Source organism: Telmatobacter sp. DSM 110680 (assembly GCF_039994875.1).
In the GTDB taxonomy this organism is placed as follows: Bacteria; Acidobacteriota; Terriglobia; order Terriglobales; family Acidobacteriaceae; genus Telmatobacter.
On the sequence record NZ_CP121196.1, the window covers coordinates 2,849,123 to 2,865,786 of the forward strand.

At 56.5% G+C, this 16,664-nt stretch carries 17 protein-coding genes; 10 read left to right on the forward strand and 7 right to left on the reverse strand.

Annotated features, from left to right (window positions below):
* Nucleotides 1–6: 6 nt before the first annotated feature.
* Entirely contained in the window at nt 7–2,919 is a 2,913-nt protein-coding gene (locus tag P8935_RS11710; protein WP_348265183.1) for a CIA30 family protein, read from the reverse strand.
* 255 nt (nt 2,920–3,174) lie between these two features.
* On the opposite strand from P8935_RS11710, the gene P8935_RS11715 reads away from it, so the two are divergent.
* From P8935_RS11715 to P8935_RS11740, 6 genes are all read left to right on the forward strand, one after another.
* The gene (locus P8935_RS11715; RefSeq protein WP_348265184.1) at nt 3,175–4,125 is read left to right on the forward strand and encodes a diacylglycerol kinase family protein; all 951 of its coding nucleotides are present in this window, start codon (nt 3,175–3,177) and stop codon (nt 4,123–4,125) included.
* 103 nt (nt 4,126–4,228) lie between these two features.
* Nucleotides 4,229–5,176, forward strand: a complete 948-nt coding sequence (locus P8935_RS11720; protein ID WP_348265185.1) for an alpha/beta hydrolase — start codon at nt 4,229–4,231, stop codon at nt 5,174–5,176.
* Between the two features lie 10 nt (nt 5,177–5,186).
* Complete coding sequence (locus tag P8935_RS11725; RefSeq protein ID WP_348265186.1) at nt 5,187–5,666, forward strand: MogA/MoaB family molybdenum cofactor biosynthesis protein; 480 nt, start codon at nt 5,187–5,189, stop codon at nt 5,664–5,666.
* Nucleotides 5,667–5,793: 127 nt separating this feature from the next.
* Complete coding sequence (locus P8935_RS11730) at nt 5,794–6,906, forward strand: LacI family DNA-binding transcriptional regulator (RefSeq protein WP_348265187.1); 1,113 nt, start codon at nt 5,794–5,796, stop codon at nt 6,904–6,906.
* Nucleotides 6,907–7,013: 107 nt separating this feature from the next.
* Nucleotides 7,014–8,009 carry a protein-methionine-sulfoxide reductase catalytic subunit MsrP gene (gene msrP, locus P8935_RS11735; protein WP_348265188.1) on the forward strand — a complete coding sequence of 332 codons (996 nt, stop codon included), beginning with the start codon at nt 7,014–7,016 and terminating at the stop codon, nt 8,007–8,009.
* 112 nt (nt 8,010–8,121) lie between these two features.
* Nucleotides 8,122–8,742, forward strand: coding sequence for a protein-methionine-sulfoxide reductase heme-binding subunit MsrQ (locus P8935_RS11740; protein WP_348265189.1), 621 nt, complete (start codon nt 8,122–8,124; stop codon nt 8,740–8,742).
* Between the two features lie 13 nt (nt 8,743–8,755).
* On the opposite strand, the gene P8935_RS11745 is transcribed toward P8935_RS11740, so the two are convergent.
* Nucleotides 8,756–9,409: a ribonuclease HII gene (locus tag P8935_RS11745; RefSeq protein WP_348265190.1), complete on the reverse strand. Its 654-nt coding sequence runs from the start codon at nt 9,407–9,409 to the stop codon at nt 8,756–8,758.
* 125 nt (nt 9,410–9,534) lie between these two features.
* Between P8935_RS11745 and P8935_RS11750 the strand changes: the two genes are divergently transcribed.
* Nucleotides 9,535–9,720, forward strand: coding sequence for a hypothetical protein (locus tag P8935_RS11750; protein WP_348265191.1), 186 nt, complete (start codon nt 9,535–9,537; stop codon nt 9,718–9,720).
* Between the two features lie 103 nt (nt 9,721–9,823).
* Here the strand turns inward: P8935_RS11750 and rplS are convergent, their stop codons facing one another.
* Nucleotides 9,824–10,189, reverse strand: a complete 366-nt coding sequence (rplS, locus tag P8935_RS11755) for a 50S ribosomal protein L19 (RefSeq protein ID WP_348265192.1) — start codon at nt 10,187–10,189, stop codon at nt 9,824–9,826.
* Between the two features lie 268 nt (nt 10,190–10,457).
* On the opposite strand from rplS, the gene P8935_RS11760 reads away from it, so the two are divergent.
* Entirely contained in the window at nt 10,458–10,928 is a 471-nt protein-coding gene (locus P8935_RS11760) for a hypothetical protein (protein ID WP_348265193.1), read from the forward strand.
* 20 nt (nt 10,929–10,948) lie between these two features.
* Here the strand turns inward: P8935_RS11760 and P8935_RS11765 are convergent, their stop codons facing one another.
* From P8935_RS11765 to P8935_RS11780, 4 genes are all read right to left on the reverse strand, one after another.
* A complete protein-coding gene (locus P8935_RS11765; RefSeq protein ID WP_348265194.1) occupies nt 10,949–11,515 on the reverse strand; it encodes an isoprenylcysteine carboxylmethyltransferase family protein in 567 nt (188 codons plus the stop codon).
* A gap of 3 nt (nt 11,516–11,518) precedes the next feature.
* Complete coding sequence (gene trmD, locus P8935_RS11770; RefSeq protein ID WP_348265195.1) at nt 11,519–12,379, reverse strand: tRNA (guanosine(37)-N1)-methyltransferase TrmD; 861 nt, start codon at nt 12,377–12,379, stop codon at nt 11,519–11,521.
* A gap of 98 nt (nt 12,380–12,477) precedes the next feature.
* A complete protein-coding gene (locus P8935_RS11775; protein WP_348265196.1) occupies nt 12,478–13,452 on the reverse strand; it encodes a cellulase family glycosylhydrolase in 975 nt (324 codons plus the stop codon).
* A 67-nt stretch (nt 13,453–13,519) separates the two neighbouring features.
* On the reverse strand, nt 13,520–14,416 hold the full coding sequence (locus P8935_RS11780) for a GntR family transcriptional regulator (RefSeq protein ID WP_348265197.1): 897 nt from the start codon (nt 14,414–14,416) through the stop codon (nt 13,520–13,522).
* A 291-nt stretch (nt 14,417–14,707) separates the two neighbouring features.
* Between P8935_RS11780 and P8935_RS11785 the strand changes: the two genes are divergently transcribed.
* Both P8935_RS11785 and P8935_RS11790 read left to right on the forward strand, forming a co-directional pair.
* On the forward strand, nt 14,708–15,925 hold the full coding sequence (locus P8935_RS11785) for a DUF2157 domain-containing protein (protein WP_348265198.1): 1,218 nt from the start codon (nt 14,708–14,710) through the stop codon (nt 15,923–15,925).
* The gene (locus P8935_RS11790) at nt 15,922–16,503 is read left to right on the forward strand and encodes a hypothetical protein (protein WP_348265199.1); all 582 of its coding nucleotides are present in this window, start codon (nt 15,922–15,924) and stop codon (nt 16,501–16,503) included. The genes P8935_RS11785 and P8935_RS11790 overlap by 4 nt, the downstream gene beginning before the upstream one ends.
* The last annotated feature ends 161 nt before the right edge of the window (nt 16,504–16,664 follow it).

Consider the following 16,664-nt stretch of genomic DNA (forward strand, 5'->3'; position numbering starts at 1 on the left):
TCCGTTTTACTTAATTTCCACTTCGTCGATCTGGAACTGGAATTTCCCCGGCTCCATGACGCGAATGAATCCGATTCCGCTCAAATCGCTTCCGTCCGTATCGAAGGTTGAGAAAGGAAATGTGTACTGCTTCCACTCCGGCCCGGCAGGGAAGGTTGTCATGGCTGGAGCTTCGCCATTCTGACCATTGCGCGCTTCCGTCAAGACCAGCAGTGTGTAGGTGTTGCCATCTCCTTTGGCCCAGAAGCTGATGCCGCTTTTCTTCGACAGATTTGCAGGCTTCATGGGCGCGGCTCCCGGTGAGAAGAGCGCACCTGCGAAGAGGAACGCGCCTCCCGGGACCACTTCGCCCGTGACCTGCAAAGCTCCCTTGGTGTTGGCTGCGCCTGGTTCAACTACGTCCAGTTTCGAGTTGGATTTACCGCCGTTCATGGTGTCGTTCGCCGGAATCCACATGCCGTAAGCCGCCTTGACCTTTCCTTCATCAAAGTTGCTCACCATGTTTGCCTCAGATCCCGCGGGGACTTGCGCGGTTGCGGCCGGCTTTCCAGTCTCGCCGTTGACACCCGTAACGGTTAGCTTGACGGCGCTCGTCTTGTCTGAACTCGGGCCAACCATCATGTCGAAGACGCCAGGTTCAACCACGCGATGCATGTCGATATTCCAAATTGAAAGCGTCTCCGGAGTGACGGTGAATGTGACAGTTCGCTTCTCGCCGGGTTTTAAAGTAATGCGCTCGAAACCTTTCAGTTGCATCACTGGCTGTGTAACCGAAGCAACGCGCTGATGAATATAGAACTCTGGAACCTCATCTCCTTCGCGCGTTCCGGTATTGGTCACATCCACGCTTACTTTCGCTGTTCCAGCCTGCATAATCTGCTGCGGCTCGACCTTCAAGTTGTCGAACTTGAACGAGGTGTAACTCAGCCCAAAGCCAAACGGAAACAGCGGCTGGCGCGTCGAAAACTCGTAGCTGCGATTCGCAGACGGCTTGTGGTTGTAGTAATCGGGCAGAGCACCTACGGTATGCGGGAAAGTGATTGGAAGCTTGCCACCGGGATTCGCATCGCCAAAGATAACGTCTGCCGCGGCGGTTCCGCCTTCCTCGCCAAGATAGAAGCCTTCCAGAATGGCTGGCACCTTTTCGGCAATGTAGTTGATGGAGAGCGGACGGCCATTCAGCAACAGGACTACCACCGGCTTACCCGTCTCGACGACCGCTTTGACAAGGTCGTTCTGGGCACCTAACAAGTCGAGCGAATCGCGATCGCCGCGGTGATCCTCAGACCATGCTTCGCGATTGGTGCTTTCGTTTTCGCCAACGACGACGATCGAAACATCAGCCTTCTTCGCCGCATCAACCGCAGCCTGAATGGAGGCAGTCTGCGTTTTTGGATCGACGAGTTGCACATCGTTGGCCCACCATCCGCGGAATCCCTGAGGGGCAGTCGTTATCTTGCAGCCTTCGGCGTACAGCACTTTTACCTTGTCGCCGACCTTGGCTTTGATGCCGTCCAATACGCTGACGCCGTAGCCGGGATCGCGGCTGTATCCGCCGAGATGCACATCGGCTGCGTTGGGCCCGATCACGGCAATCGACTTCATTTTCGTCATATCCAGCGGCAGCAGGTTTTTGTCATTCTTCAGAAGGACAATCACCTTGCGTGCGGCTTCAGCAGCCAGCTTCTTGTGTTCTGGGCTGTTGTTGATTTTCTCCGCGTAGTCGGGATCGACATAGGGATTGTCGAACAAGCCAAGTCTGAACTTAGCAGTGAGAACCCGCGCAACTGCGCGATCCACCTCGCTCTCCGATACCAGGCCTTGCTTCACCTGTTCCACGAGGCCGGGATAGATGGGCTCGTCCGAAATGTCAAAGTCGACACCGGCTGCTAACCCCACGCGGGCAGCTTCTGCCATGTCGTGTGCCACATGATGCGTGCCCATCAACATCTGCAAGCCGTTGTCGTCTGAAGACACGTAGCCATCGAAGTGCCACTCCTGCCGTAGCACTTTGTCGAGCAGCCAATGGTTTGCATGCGACGGCACGCCGTCAATCTCGTTGTAGGAGGCCATTACACTGCCGGCGCGGCCTTCCTGCACGGCAGCCTGAAAGGGAACGAGGTAATTTTCACGGATCACGCGCTCCGAAATATTGCCCGGCGCCGTATTCGTTCCGCCTTCCGGAACCCCGTGGACCGCAAAGTGCTTTGCTGTTGCCATCACGTGATGCCGGTCGATCATGTACGAATTGCCCTGCAATCCCTCGATTGCCGCGACGCCGATCCTACTTATCAAAAACGGATCTTCGCCATAGGTTTCCTCCGTCCGTCCCCACCGCGGTTCGCGCGCAAGATCGAGCACCGGCGAGAACACCTGTCCCGCACCGCGCGAACCCGCCTCGTCTCCTACTGCGTTGAACACTTTCCTTACAAGCGCTGGATCCCAGGTTGCGGCGAGACCGAGTGCCTGCGGAAAGCTGGTGCTGCCGTATTCCATGTAGCCGTGGAGTGCCTCTCCCGGAAAGATGATTGGGATCCCCAATCTCGTCTTTTCCAACTGGTAGCGCTGAACTGCGTTGCGGAGGATGGCGGCATTTCGCGGAGTGAGCTTGAAATCCGGAGTCCATTCTGCCGCGACCGTCTGGCGTGCAGTCTCCGTCGTAAAGGTTCCTGTGGGGTCAACCACCTGGACATTCTTCTGCCACGTCCAACTAAGCTGATTTACCTTTTCTTCCAGCGTCATGCGCGGCAGCAGATCGGCAACACGATCAGCGACTGGCAGCGCTGCATCCTTGTAACGGGGCGAGTCAGAACTTGCCGGAAGCTTCTCCTGCGCGCCGGCGACAAAAGCAAGAAAACCAAGGCCCAGCAGCAGGACCGAAAATGGCAACTTTGGAGAAAAGCGCGCGGAAATCTTCATTGTCTTTTGCAGGTGACTGCGATTCCTTTCACGGAGTACGGCGAGTCATTCTAATTGAACTACGCACTTCATGTATGTGCAGTTCAACCAATCGCGCGGCCCTGCCTTGAAACCCCTCAAATGCGGCCTAATGGCGTCCTGACCCTTCCCGTTGAGCGTTGTTGGCATCTAAAGCCCTAGACCGCAAATCAAGTGCCGTCTGTAAAATGAATCTATCAATTTAAAGGAACCTCGCAACGAGGCCAGAAAGCATCCATGCGCCGTGTCGCGCTGATCTACAACCCTGCTTCAGGACAGCACTCCGGGCGCCGCTCCTCCCACATTCAGAGCGCGCTTGCGGTTCTGCGCGATGCCGGAATCGACGCTGAGGCCCTGGAGACACACGCCCCTGGCAGCGGCAAGTCGCTGGCCCTCGCCGCGGTGCGTCAAGGTTACGACGCCGTTATCGCCTGCGGTGGTGATGGAACAGTACACGAGGTGCTGCAATCGCTGGTCGGGACAAACGTTGCGCTGGGGGTGATACCACTGGGTACAGCGAATGCATTGGCGCAAAATCTTGGTCTGGGGCGCCATCCCGTAAAGGCCATGCGCGCCCTTGTCAACGCGGAACCGGTTGAAATCCCGGTTGGCCGCATCCATTTTCGAGAGGAGAATGGCGCGCGCGGCTGGCGTTATTTCACAGTCGCCGCGGGTGTGGGTGCGGATGCTCTGCTTATGTCGAGCATGGACCCGGGCCTCAAGCGTCGTTTTGGTTACGCGCTTTACATGCTTGAGGCTTTCAAAATCTGGGCCTCTCATCCGTTTCCACTGTTCGACGCATCTTTTTCCATCGATGGCAATGCAGAGCCGCGCGTCGAGCAGGTCTCGCAACTTCTCGCGATCCGCATTCGATCATTTGGCGGAGCGCTGGGCGTGCTGGCTCCGGGCGCTACGCTGCATAAGAAGGACCTCAGTCTCGTCGCCTTCAAAACTCGAAGCAGGTTACAGTATCTTCGCTTTCTCCTTGCCACTCTTGTTGGACGCCAGACCTTCTCGCGCACAATTGAATTGCTCGACGCCGATGCCGTCGAATGCCGCGTGTTGAACGGATCAAAAAGCCGCGTGTTTGTAGAGGCAGATGGAGAAGTACTTGGTGTTCTGCCCGCTCGCATCGAACTGGCACGCGAAACACTCATTCTTCTAGTCCCTCCCCACGCCGAGCCGTAAGCATTTCCGCAACAGACTAAGTTCGCCGAAATCCTTCCCATTTGCATCGTCAATCCCCCGCCTGCAATCATCGCTGCGACGTATTTTCATTCGAGGCTTCAGCATGAAAAAATCTGCGATTCTTTTCTGCACCGCACTCACAGTCTTCATCGCAACTGCATGCACGCAAAAACCTGCATGGCAACCCGCGCCCGGCCACGTCACCCTGCCTCTCTGGCCCAACGGGGCACCCGGCGCGTCCTCGAACCCACAGCCTGAAATCGACACCACCAAGCTCACCGACAATCTGATCGCCGGTAAGTCGCTCGTTCGGCTGGGAAACGTTTCTAACCCAACGCTCACCGTTTACTCACCGAAGGGCGGCGCTGCGCTGCCGGCCGTCGTGGTGTTTCCCGGCGGCGGATATCAAATTCTCGCCATCGATCTTGAAGGTACTGAAGTCTGTGACTGGCTCAACTCGATCAACGTGGCATGCGTTCTGGTGAAGTACCGCGTACCCAATACCGGTCCCTTTCCAAAATCACCAGCAGCCCTGCAGGATGCGCAACGCGCGCTGGGTATGGTTCGTCAACACGCGGCAGAATGGCATATTGATCCCAACCGGGTAGGTGTTCTTGGCTTCTCCGCCGGCGCGCATCTCTCTGCTGCACTGAGCACTCATTTCGACAAGCGCCTCTACGATCCCATCGACGCTGCGGACCAGCTCAGTTGCCGTCCAGAATTTGCGTTCATCATCTACCCCGGATATCTCGCGAATGCGGCGCAAAACATGGCGCCCAATGCCGACATCAATCCCACCGAGAAAACTCCGCCAAGCTTCATCGTGCAGGCAGAAGATGATCCGGTGCACGTCGAAAATGCCACAGTCTATTTTCTGCAGCTCAAGGCCGCGAAGGTTCCGGCTGAATTGCACATCTACGCTGAAGGCGGCCATGGATACGGCCTGCGCCGCACCGAGTTGCCGGTGACAATGTGGCCGGATGCCGCCAAAACGTGGCTGCAAACAATCAAAGTGCTGCCGTCTGGTTCGCACCCCAAGGGTGGCAAATAGAATTATCCCGATGCTCTTTGGCGTACTCACAATTTCCGACCGCTGCTCGCAGGGCCTGATGACCGATACCGCAGGCCCCGCGGTCGTCGATTTGCTCCGCCAGCACTGGCCTGCAGCCCAGGTTGAAAATGCTCTCGTCCCGGATGACGAAGAAAAGATCGTGGCCCAGCTTCAACATTGGAGCGCACAGGGAGCGGCCCTGATTCTTACCGCAGGCGGAACCGGCATGAGCCTGCGGGATCGCACTCCCGAGGCGACTCTACGCGTTCTCGATCGTCTCGCACCCGGCCTCAGCGAGGCCATGCGCTCGCGCGGCGCCGAAAGCAATCCATTCTCGTGGCTATCCCGCGGAGTTGCCGGAATGCGTGGTTCGACTCTGATCGTCAATTTGCCCGGAAGCAAACGCGGCGCTGAAGAAAGCCTGACGTCGATCCTTGTTCTGCTGCGCCACGCGATTGAAGTAGCAGGTGGAAGTCAGAGTCATCCATAACGGAGATGCTCCCCAATTTCGTGCGGACTCTGACGCGCTTGCGCGTAGTCACCATTCTGCGCAATCGATTGCATAATGCGCCTTTCTGGTGTCCACAGGGGTTTAATCCTCTAAAATCGGTTTATCTGTGGGCGGACCAAGAAAAAATCCGAGTGCTTTTCGCACGACCGGAGCAAGTATTCGCGAGGTCGCCGGGGGTGCAGGCGTCTCCATCGCTACAGTCTCGCGCGTAGTAAACGGGATCTCTACCGTTGCTCCAGAACTTGCCGAGCGCGTGTGGCGTGTCATCCGGGAAGTGGGCTACGTACCCAACACGCAGGCGCGCGCGCTGGTTTCTGGCCGCAGTCACATGCTTGGCCTGGTAGTCTCGGAAATCACGAACCCTTTTTTCCCTGAACTGGTGCAGGAGTTTGAAAATCTTGCCGTAGAGCAGGGCTACGAGGTCTTCATTGGTTCAACAAACTACGAAGCCCCGCGCACCGAGGCGCTAATTCGACGCATGCTGCAACGCAGTGTCGACGGTGTCGCCATCATGACATTTGGTATCGAAGAGAAGCTGATTCAGAAACTGGTCGAGCGCGCTTTCCCTCTTGTATTCGTGGATGCCGGCCCTGACCTTCCCAATATTCGCGTCTTGAAAGTGAATTATGGCGAAGGGATTCGGGAGGCAGTGCAGCATCTGGCTGGGTTAGGCCATCGCCAGATAGCCTTTGTAAGCGGACCTCTGCAGATGCGCTCTGCGGTAGCTCGCCGCGATGCCTTCCTGAGTTCCATGAGCGAACTTGACCTCATCGTGCCACCCGAACATCTGGTTGAAGGCACGCACACGATGGAAGGTGGCATTAAGGCCGCCGATCATCTGCTCTCCCTGGCTACGCTTCCCACGGCCATTATGTGCTCCAACGACATGACTGCTATTGGCGTGCTGCACGGACTGCATCGCAGGACACACCCTGTACCCCTGGATGTTTCGGTGGTTGGATTTGACGACATTCATCTCGCTCAGTTCATGCTGCCGCCGCTTACAACAATTCAGATGTCGTGCAAGCAACTTGCTACGGCCGCGGTACAGGCGCTGCGCGCAGGCATAGAACCAAATCATCCACAGGCCCAGCAACGAGAGTGGTTGATCTCCACGCAGCTGGTCGTCCGCCAGTCCACCGCAAATCCCCGCGGCGGCCTTCCTGCCCCGGCCAAGGCCAAGTCTGCAACTCGCCGTGGCGCGGTCAAACACTCATAGCCTCTTTTTCCTTCAGATCGAATCACTTCCAGCCTGTTGTAACTTGTTCCCGGTCGAAGGAATCTAATGGATGTAATACCCCGTTCTAGTGATGTGAGGTCATTTTCATGCTGATTGGTAAGCCATCTGACATTCCTTCCTCCGAGATCACCTCTCGCGAGGATTACAACGAGTACTTCAGCCGGCGGCGATTTCTGCGCAATGCTCTTGCCGGCACCGCCGCTGCGGGTGCTGCTATCACAGGAGCAGATCGCGTGGCGGATATCATCGCTCCGCGCACCAGCGCCTGGGCCGACGCCACCAAGTTGCAAACAGTGAAGAGCCCTCTCACCACAACCGGGGAACAGCTGACCTCATTGCAGGATGTGACCCACTACAACAACTTTTACGAGTTCGGCGTGCAGAAGAATGAACCGGCTGAAAATGCAGGCGCCCTGCCCACCCGCCCATGGGTCGTAAAAGTGGATGGCAAGGTGAAACAGCCGAAGACTTTTGACATCGACGCGCTGTTGAAATTGCGTCCGCTGGAAGACCGCATCTATCGGCATCGCTGCGTCGAGGCGTGGAGCATGGTGATTCCATGGATAGGCTATTCGCTCTCTGAGTTAATCAAGGAATGCGATCCGCTGCCAAGCGCCAAGTACGTTCAATTCCTCTCTTACTACAACACCAAGGTAGAGAAGTGGGCGAATGAGGCATCGTTCTACTCGGCTTACTCAGAAGGCCTGAGAATGGACGAAGCCATGAACCCGCTCACGCTGCTCACCTTCGGACTTTATGGCGAGGTTCTTCCCAATCAAAACGGCGCGCCTATCCGCGTCGTGCTTCCGTGGAAATACGGATTTAAGTCTGCGAAGTCGATAGTGGCCATTCGCTTCCTCGACAAGGAGCCGCCTACTACCTGGAGTCAGATGGGGCCGAGTGAATACGGCTTCTATTCCAATGTGAATCCCAATGTCGATCATCCGCGTTGGAGCCAAAAAACGGAACGCCGCATCGGCCTGCCGTTCTATCAGCAGCGCCGCACAACGCTGATGTTCAACGGTTATGGCGAACAGGTTGCCTCGATGTATAACGGGATGGACCTAAAAAAATACTTCTAGCTGAGCTGGCGACATCGGTGTTCGATCAAAGTTAGCTTGTCAAATCGCCACCCCGTCAGTTCGCCGAGCAATTCCAAATCCACTCACTGGCGTAAACCGCCGTTGGACACGCATGAACCGCAAGACACTCATCACGCTCAAGACCCTCACGTGGATAGCGTGCCTCTCGCCGTTCCTGCTGCTCGCATATCAAGGCATCACCAACACACTCGGCCCTGATCCCATATCGAAGATCACGCTGACCACCGGCTACAACACCCTGTTGTTGCTGATTCTGTCGTTAGCGATAACTCCGCTGCGCCTGCTCTCGCCGCGGTTTTCGTGGCTGATCAAATTCCGCCGGCTCCTGGGGCTCTTTGCGTTTTTCTACGCATCACTGCACCTTGCCACCTACATTGCGCTCTACACGAATTTCGATCTGAATGTTATCAAGACCGACATAACCAAGCGCCGCTTCATCATCATCGGCGTCATTGCCTATACCCTCCTTGTTCCGCTTGCGGCTACGTCAACAACCTGGGCCATTCGCAAGCTAGGCGGCAAGCAATGGAACCGCCTGCACAAGCTGGTGTACGTCGCGGCGATCTGCGGAATCATTCACTACTGGTGGCAGGTAAAACCCGGCGTCAAGAGCCCGATGAATCTCACGATAACGCTGTTTATCCTGTTAGCCGCTCGGCCTGTGCTGGCATTTCTGCAGAAGCGCAGAGCGCGGCGCGCTGTGACTGCGTGAGTCGGTTCGGGAGCTATTGAATTTCCAGTTGTACCGCTTCAGGCAGCGCTTCGAAGTCCAGCATGGTCTGCGCCACCGGACTCCAGTTTTTGCGATGCATGGGAGTGGGTCCCAGACGATCCAGTGCGGCCCTGTGCTCCCGCGAGCAGTAGCCTTTATGTCGCGCCAGTCCGTAACCGGGATAAACGGCATCCAACTCAACAAGCAGGCGGTCGCGAAAGACCTTGGCGAGCACGCTTGCCGCAGCGATGGAGTAGCTGATCGCATCGCCGTGAATCACGGATTCCTGCGGACAGGGCCAGTCGATCGTGTCGCATCCATCAATCATCAGATAGTCGGGCTGGATCGCAAGTTGATTTACCGCTGTACGCATTGCCAGCAGGGAAGCCTTGCGGATGTTGATGCGGTCGATCGTCTCCACGTCAATCGCTGCGATTGCAAATGCCAAGGCTTTGGCGCGGATCACCACGTCAAGTTCGTTACGCTTGTTCTCACATAGCTGTTTGGAATCATTAAGCCCCGTGAGCCGGCAACCTAGCGGCAGAATGACTGCGGCAGCAACCACCGGACCGAACATTGGCCCGCGTCCCACCTCGTCGCATCCCGCAATCTGTTGAAAGCCGCATTTCGCCGCAGCCCTCTCCAGCCTCCAACCGCATGCCGCCATGCCCTCAGTATATGAATGATTTCTACTTGTCGCTCTGTGAACTCCTGCGGAAAACCGGTTCGGTATTCGAGAGGTTAATCGGTCACGAGCGCTGAGAGCGCATCCAACAAACACAGGAGGGCATAATGACCGAAAAGCTAAAGCCCACGCACACGCAGCCCGGCGGATTTGAAGAAAAGAAACCTCCGGCAGACGATGGCGTAGTGAACGATTCATTTGGCACGATCGATATCGCTGACTCGACCGGACTGGACGAAAACAAAGAGACGGGTGACGCCAAGCGCCTGAACAAAGACACTAAAGAAGACTGAGCGAGGGGTTTTAGATACCTGACCGTCAGTCGATCATCATTTGCATATAAACAAGAACCCCAGCCAAAGCTGGGGTTCTTGTGGCCCTGAAAAGGGAAGCCTTCTATGCCTTGGCGGCGACGCGCTCCACTTCCTTCAGACGGGCGGCCTTGCCACGCAGTCCTCGGATGTAGAACAGCTTTGAGCGCCGCACCTTGTAACTGCGAACCTTCTCCACCTTGTCGACAACCTTTGAGTTGAACGGAAAGATGCGTTCTACGCCCTGTCCAAAGCTCATTTTGCGGACGGTGAAGGTGCCTTGCGGTCCCTTGTTAATGGCGATCACGAGGCCTTCAAAAGCCTGCAAACGTTCCTTATCGCCTTCTTTAATCTTGACTTGCACGCGAACCTGGTCGCCGGGCACAAATGTAGGTAGATCGGTGCGCTTCAGCTTGTCGGCCAGGCGCTGCATTACTGGATGGATAGACATAGCTTCTTCCTGCTGATGGACTCAGAACCTTGATTCTAACAGACAAACATACCCAACGCCTAGTCCGGTGTGGCTCCGGATGGGTTATCTTCTGCCAATCTCCATCTTACTCGAGAGCAGACATAACTTAAGGCCAGTGAGGAGCTTTAGAAGCTTCGGCGACGCCTTCGACGTGTCCCAATTGCTGGCTATTTCATATCGCTATGGGGTCACGTTTGCGCTTTGAGAGGTCACCAACCCTTGTTCGTTCTGCGGTATAGTCTTCGACATGGATGAGAAACGCGAACTTCTGCGCCACACCGTTGCGACATTGGCCTATCGTGCAACGCGGGCTCTCGAGGCCGCTCCAGAAAGCTTCGCCACCTTTGAGGGATGTGGGCGCCAGCCCGGCAAAATTCTCGCCCACATGGGCGATCTGTTCGACTGGGCGCTGAGCCTGGTGCAGGGAAGAGAGCGCTGGCACAATTCCACGCCCCGTCCGTGGCCACAGGAGAAAGCCCGCTTTTTCGCCGCGCTCAAAGCCTTCGACGACTATCTCGCTTCGAGTCAACCGCTCCACGCTGCCGCCGAGCCTCTCTTTCAGGGACCGATCGCCGATGCACTCACGCATGTGGGACAAATAGCCATGATGCGTCGTCTTGCGGGTTCGCCCATCTGCGGAGAGAATTTATTCGTGGCCAGGATCGCCGGCGGCCAAGTCAGCGCCGAACAGCCAGCACCCGTTCAGCCTTTCCGCTGAGCCTCGGCTTTGTCTTGTGTTTATCGAATGAACGGAAAATACGCCGGAGTCGTCGCCTTGTATTGCGCGAATTCCTCTCCAAACCGCGCCGCCAGCAGTTTTTCTTCAGCGCGCACGCGGATTTCGGTACCAATCACGAAGAAGATCACCCCTGCAACCAGCAGCGGCCACCATGTCTTCGCGAATCCTGTTGCCAGCAACATGCCCAGCATCGAGGCGTAGATCGGATTCCGCAACCAGCGATAGGGCCCAGTGGTTATGAGTTTGTGATCCTCGCTGAGCGCCGCTTCGAATCTCCATTGCTTGTCCAAATGGCGCGCAGCCATCCAAACCAGGATCACCGATAGTGGTCCCAGGATCATGGACGCAATCAGCGACGGGGCCGACTTCTCAAACCCCGCCGGCCGCACGAATGCCCAGATACACGCGTAGCCCAGCATCACCAGCAGGATTCCCCAACGGGAGGAGGGCGCTCTCTCTTTCTTGATCGCGCCGGCTGCCTGTTTACGGGGCTTCACAAATGCAAGCGCCCACGCGACCCAGCAGATTCCAAGCTCGACCCACGCAGCAATCTGCAACTCGCCCATTCCTCAACCAGCGCTTTCGCTGTCGATCATTTTAAGCAGCCGCTTATCTTCGTCGCTCAAGGACGCGCCTTGCAGCAAATCCGGCCGGTTCTTCAGCGTCTTGCGTAACTGTTGCTCGCGCCGCCATCTTCGAATTTGCGAGTGATCGCCGTTCATCAGCACCTCCGGCGCGCGCATTCCTTCAAACTCCGCCGGCCGCGTGTAATGCGGGTAGTCCAATAACCCGCCGGCGCCGTGCTGCGAACGCGGCACACCTTCCTGGCTTCCGCTGATTTCCTCGTCGGCTACGCCAAAGCTCTCGAATTCACCAGAAGCCTCATTGCCTAACACGCCTGGCACCAGCCGCATCACGGTGTCGACAACCACTGCCGCAGCCAGCTCTCCACCGCTCAGCACGTAGTCGCCGATGGAAATCTCCATGTCGCAATAGAGTTCATTAATGCGCTCATCCACGCCCTCATAACGTCCACAGATCAGCACCACCCGCTCCACCTTCGCCAGTTCGCGAGCAACGGCTTGGGTGAAGGGCCGCCCCTGCGCCGACAACAGGATCACGCGCGCGCCACTCTTAGCAGTGTCATCCTGAGAGGAGCGAAGGACCTGCTTTTGATTTTGCGCACACTTAGTTTTTACTGCAACGCCTAGAGCATTCAATGCTTCTGCCAGCGGCTCGGGCTTCAGTACCATGCCCTCTCCGCCGCCAAAGGGCCGATCATCCACGGTGCGGTGCCGGTCGTGCGTGAATGCGCGCAGATCGTGCACACCAATGCCGACCAGTCCCTCGGCCTGCGCCCGCCGCACAATGCCGTGTTCAAAGATGCCGGCAAAGAAACCGGGAAATATCGTGATGATCTCAAACTGCATAGCTGTACTTACGATCATAGAACCGTGATGCAACACGGCGCCCGCATACCGATGCATCAGCCGCGATTATTCAAAGCATGCGTCCGGCATTCCTCGTGTCATGCTTTCGAAAGAGCCTGCCGTCCCACTCTGCCGAAAGCTGTTGGTGCATAACGGGCGACGAGAAATGGCGAGTCGGACCAACTCCATGCAGTCCAACCGATTTCAAGCTCCTCGAGGTACTTGATCAGGCGTTGAACGAATTCCAGATCGCCGGGAGTCTCTGTGCCTCCGAATTCTCCGGCGAAGACCGGTACTGACTTCGACAGGTTGCCGAACGCTTCGGGCCAATCGGTACTCTTATTGGGGTAAACATGCGTCGAGTAAACAACGTTTTCAAGATCCATCGGCATTCCGCGCAGGTCGTAAGCCCAGTTCGTCCCGCCAAGGAACACTAGCGCATCCTGATTTTCGCTTCGGATTGCCTGTGTCAGCTTGCGTGCCCACGGCTGCCATTCCCGCATCGTCACTCGTCTTTGGCTGGGAGGATACGTCGTTCCATCCTCTTTATTGAGAGGGTAGGGATCGTCGTCCAGCCGGTCGTGGGGTTCATTGAACAAGTCATAAAGGACCGCAGGCTCGCTCGCGTAGCGCCGTGCCAGTGTCGTCCACAACTCGACCGATTCTGAATTAGGAAGCGGGGCGACGAAGTTGCGATTCCCGCCATAGATGCGTTCAGCGTCGAGCCATTGCAGGTCAAGCAATGTGTAAGCGCCGAAGGCTGAAGCCCAGTAGATTACCTGGTCGAGCGCCTTTTGATATTCCTCGCCAGAACGCCCGAGCCTGCCCCGAAGAACAAAATCCTGATTAAAGGGAAGGCGAATGATATTGCAACGCCAATCCCTCACAATCAGCTGAATTTCAGATCTTGAAAGGGAGGCTCCTGACAAGAAGCCTTGCTCGTCCGGTCCGGCATATTCCAGGCCCGATCGATTTACGCCGCGCAGGGTGACTGGCTCAAGGGTAGCCAGGCTGATGATTTTGTTCCCTGATGTTTGCAGGCCGGGTAGCCCGTTTGAAAGCTGACCGTTCATCAAGCTCCTCTGAGTTCCTGCGACCTGAGTGTGCCAACGAGTCAATTCCCAAAGTTGTGTGAACGCATCAACGCGGGCCGAGCGAAGATGCAAGATGTTCAAGGCAAGCGTTTGCAATCAACCGGTAGTGGACCTTGTGTCGAGAACGGACCTTGGAAATCGTAATCGTGTCACAGAACACTAAATCGGCTGTGCCGAGATTTACTTTTTCATCCTTTGTGACCAAAACTTCATTGAGCGTGTGTTTTCTGCCAATCGCCGGCGCCAGCAGGCCTCTGGCTGTCCGCAGTAAGCTCCCGCTCACCGATACAACCGCGACGAGTGAAGGCTTCTGAAGCTTGCCGATCAGTTCAACGTGTTCGCTTGCCTCGCCATATACAAGGCCGATCGAGGGCCTGCTCTGCGGGACCAACTCCCTCAAATCCTCTACTATGTGATTCGCGGCCAACACCTGGGCGCCGATGGCGAGGCTTGGTTCGCTGACGAAATGTTCGAGCGAGCATCCCTCAACCCGCCATCCAAGGCTATCGACAACTTCCTGCTGAATGATGTCCCGCAACCCTGGTTCCTCCTCCACAATCAGAAAGTGATCAGGCGGTTGAGCCATCAGGCGCTCGAGCACTCTTTGTCGCAGTGCCTGCAGGGTGTACCCCATCTCCCTTGCGCGCTGGATGCTCTGGTTGATCAATTCGTCGAGGGAATGTGGTTTGGCCAATGGTGCGCCAGAAACCGTTCCTACGACCAGTTGAGCGCCGCGACGACGCGTGAGCCATCCCCGCCGCACTAGTTCCTGATATGCCTCGCTCACGGTGTTGTGATGCACCTTGCTTTGCCTCGCGAGCGCGCGCACACTGGGCAGCTCTTCTCCGGCACGAATCTGGCCTGTAGTAATCAGGAAAACGATCTGCTCAGCGATCTGTTGTCTCAGCGTGACGTCACTGTTTTTGCTCAGTGCAATTTGCATTGGTTCCTCACCGACGTCGATTTGCAGCGAAGTGTGACAGCGACCGAAACTATCACACGTGTGCTGGTTCTACAGCAGCCTCACGCCTATCCTCACACACGTAGAAGGTTCGCAATCCAGGGGGCAAGATGATTTCCGTTGTCACTATTGTCGCTGCGACATTTGCGTTCTTGATAGAAATTGTGTGGACTATTCCCGTCGATTTCTGTCGCCGTCACTTATCAATCCCGGTCGCTGACCTTCGCTCGTACTCGGCCGATCACCGCTGTGGTCTAATGTTGGCCAACTACTATGCATGACTACGAATCGCTGCTAAACCGCTGGCAAGCTGCGGGCGCTCTCGATCCTGAGACGGCTGCGCGCATTCGCTCTTGGGAGTCCGCACAGATTGCAGGCGGGCGACCTCGCGAACAGGAAATTCAAAAGGATACCCGCTCTGAAGGAATGGCGTGGCAGGGCCGCGTGGCCCTCATCCTCGGTGGAATTCTCCTCGCCAGCGGCGTGGCCCTCTTCGTCTCCGCACACTGGGATCAACTCGGCCCGGGAATGCGCTACATGCTGGTGATGGCGATGGTGACCGTCTTTCATCTCGGGGGCGCCGTCACTCGCGAGAAATTTCAGGCTCTTTCGACGACGCTTCACGCGGTTGGCACCATCTCCACCGGCGCGGCTATTGCACTCGTCGGCCAGATCTTCAACATCCAGGAACACTGGCCAGCCGCCATACTCATGTGGGCCCTTGCGGCAATGGCCGGATGGGTATTGTTGCGCGATCAGGCGCAACAAGTTCTCACATTGTTGCTCTTTCCGTCGTGGATCATCTGCGAATGGAGTTATGCCGCGCAGAACCATATCGGCGAAGAAATCTATGTCGGGCGATTTCTTTTTGTCTGGGCGATTCTCTATCTCACTTTCTTTATCGGAACCGAACGCCGCATCGTCCGGGGCATTCTCTTCACAATCTCTGCCATCGCCGTCATATCCAGCATGTTTCTGATGCTCGATGGGTGGCGCTCCTGGTATGGCATGCAGGCGCTCCCACCATTCCACACGCGATTCTGGGGATGGATTGATATCGCCGCCATCCCCATCCTGTTCTCGATTTTTCGAATTCGCAAAAGTGCAGTACCCGTCCTCGCCAGCATCGGTTTTGTCATTGCACTTCCGTGGTGTACGCGCCTTTTCGTTGAGCATTATCCCAATGGCTCATGGACACGCACCGAACCAAGCCTAGCAGCGCACGCTCTTGTCGCGGCCTTCTGCGTCTTCCTGATCTGGTGGGGAGTGACTCAGGCCAGTCGCGGTCTCGTGAACCTCGGAACCGTCTTCTTCGGCGCAACGGTTGCATGGTTCTACTTCAGCGATCTTTTTGACAAGATGGGTCGGTCTCTTGGACTCATCGGCCTCGGCGTGCTCTTCCTCGCCGGTGGTTGGGCTCTCGAGAAAACGCGCCGTGGACTTCTCGCCCATATAACGCACGTCCCTGCAAACCTTGAGGAGGCGCGATGAAATTCTCCAGAACATCCATCGGCCTGCTGGTATTTCAATTGCTGATCGTCTCGACGGTTGCAGCCAAGTATCTCTACCAACGCGCCACCTGCCCGCGTGTGTGGACGCGTACCGCAGCATACGATCCTGAACTGGTGATGCGCGGCCGCTATCTCAGCCTGCAACTCACCGTCGATGGCTGCAACAGCACACTGCCCTCTGCAAAAGACGCCGAGTTCCCGCGCAACGTAAATGGCGTTCCCGGCGGAAAGACCTTCTCTATCCGTTCCGCAGATACAGTCTGGTTTCAGGCGAAACTCGCCGTCAAAGACAACAAGCTGATCGCGATCCGCGTCCCCGAATCTGACACATCGTCATCGACTCAGAGAATCGCTGGATTTCCCGGAGCGTCTTGCGAACAGATGCGCATCTCTCAGCCTGTTGATTTCTATATCGCAGAACACGCCAGCGATCCAACAAGGCTCCAGCACGGTCAGGAATTATGGATTGAAGTAACGGTCCCGCCCAAAGGGCCGCCTCGCCCACTGCAACTGGCGCTGAAAGAAAACGGCACTTGGAAGCCATTGGCCTTTCAATAAAGAAATGAATCGATTCGCGATGGTGAAAGGCTCTCGATGATCGCGTCTGGGTTGGCTTTGTTTATCCCCGCGCTACTTACGACAATTCTCGCGGGAGGATGCGGGTTTCTCTTTGCGTCAATCGCTTGGGTGCAGTTACGTTCCGGTCCAATTTCGAAGAC

Excerpts from the sequence above, each read along its gene's own strand:
- P8935_RS11710 (WP_348265183.1), bottom strand. The coding sequence starts at position 2,919 with ATGAAGATTTCCGCGCGCTTTTCTCCAAAGTTGCCATTTTCGGTCCTG.
- P8935_RS11715 (WP_348265184.1), top strand. The coding sequence starts at position 3,175 with ATGCGCCGTGTCGCGCTGATCTACAACCCTGCTTCAGGACAGCACTCC.
- P8935_RS11720 (WP_348265185.1), top strand. The coding sequence starts at position 4,229 with ATGAAAAAATCTGCGATTCTTTTCTGCACCGCACTCACAGTCTTCATC.
- P8935_RS11725 (WP_348265186.1), top strand. The coding sequence starts at position 5,187 with ATGCTCTTTGGCGTACTCACAATTTCCGACCGCTGCTCGCAGGGCCTG.
- msrP (WP_348265188.1), top strand. The coding sequence starts at position 7,014 with ATGCTGATTGGTAAGCCATCTGACATTCCTTCCTCCGAGATCACCTCT.
- P8935_RS11740 (WP_348265189.1), top strand. The coding sequence starts at position 8,122 with ATGAACCGCAAGACACTCATCACGCTCAAGACCCTCACGTGGATAGCG.
- P8935_RS11745 (WP_348265190.1), bottom strand. The coding sequence starts at position 9,409 with ATGGCGGCATGCGGTTGGAGGCTGGAGAGGGCTGCGGCGAAATGCGGC.
- P8935_RS11750 (WP_348265191.1), top strand. The coding sequence starts at position 9,535 with ATGACCGAAAAGCTAAAGCCCACGCACACGCAGCCCGGCGGATTTGAA.
- rplS (WP_348265192.1), bottom strand. The coding sequence starts at position 10,189 with ATGTCTATCCATCCAGTAATGCAGCGCCTGGCCGACAAGCTGAAGCGC.
- P8935_RS11760 (WP_348265193.1), top strand. The coding sequence starts at position 10,458 with ATGGATGAGAAACGCGAACTTCTGCGCCACACCGTTGCGACATTGGCC.
- P8935_RS11765 (WP_348265194.1), bottom strand. The coding sequence starts at position 11,515 with ATGGGCGAGTTGCAGATTGCTGCGTGGGTCGAGCTTGGAATCTGCTGG.
- trmD (WP_348265195.1), bottom strand. The coding sequence starts at position 12,379 with ATGCAGTTTGAGATCATCACGATATTTCCCGGTTTCTTTGCCGGCATC.
- P8935_RS11775 (WP_348265196.1), bottom strand. The coding sequence starts at position 13,452 with ATGAACGGTCAGCTTTCAAACGGGCTACCCGGCCTGCAAACATCAGGG.
- P8935_RS11780 (WP_348265197.1), bottom strand. The coding sequence starts at position 14,416 with ATGCAAATTGCACTGAGCAAAAACAGTGACGTCACGCTGAGACAACAG.
- P8935_RS11785 (WP_348265198.1), top strand. The coding sequence starts at position 14,708 with ATGCATGACTACGAATCGCTGCTAAACCGCTGGCAAGCTGCGGGCGCT.
- P8935_RS11790 (WP_348265199.1), top strand. The coding sequence starts at position 15,922 with ATGAAATTCTCCAGAACATCCATCGGCCTGCTGGTATTTCAATTGCTG.